Raw genomic sequence first — 454 nt, 5'->3', positions numbered from 1 at the left:
GCCGCTGACCGCGCAACGTGGGTAGAGAGTTTCGAGATCAAGGCGGAAGAGGAGGACGAGCTGTGAGACTTCTCATCTGCGGCGGACGCGACTTCAACGACCGCAAGCTGTTCCGGGAGACCATGGAGCAGAAGCATGGTATCAAGCTCATCATTCACGGCGGGGCCAAAGGGGTCGACACCATGGCGGATACGTGGGCGAAGGCTCACGGGATCCCCGTCGTCCGCATGGACGCCTTGTGGGACGCCCACGGTAAGCGGGCGGGCGGCCTGCGCAATCAGGCGATGCTGCACCCAGACGCTGTGCTTGCTTTCCCTGGCGGTAATGGAACGGCCGATATGGTGCGCCGGGGTGAGAAAGCGGGCCTGCCGGTGCAGGTGATAGACAAGAACTACTGGGAAGATGAGCTCTAACCCGCCGCCCCGATAACCCTGACCCGCCGAAAGGCGGGTTA

1 protein-coding gene is annotated in these 454 nt (G+C 62.8%); it reads left to right on the top strand.

Features of this window, described 5'->3' with window-relative positions:
- The first annotated feature begins 62 nt into the window (after positions 1–62).
- Positions 63–413: an SLOG family protein gene (locus tag RM812_RS42345; RefSeq protein ID WP_311586361.1), complete on the top strand. Its 351-nt coding sequence runs from the start codon at positions 63–65 to the stop codon at positions 411–413.
- The last annotated feature ends 41 nt before the right edge of the window (positions 414–454 follow it).

The sequence above is a fragment of the Streptomyces lancefieldiae genome (genome assembly GCF_031845825.1).
Lineage (GTDB): Bacteria > Actinomycetota > Actinomycetes > Streptomycetales > Streptomycetaceae > Streptomyces > Streptomyces lancefieldiae.
Note: the sequence above shows the minus strand (reverse complement) of the source record. Positions and strands in the feature narration are given on the sequence as shown.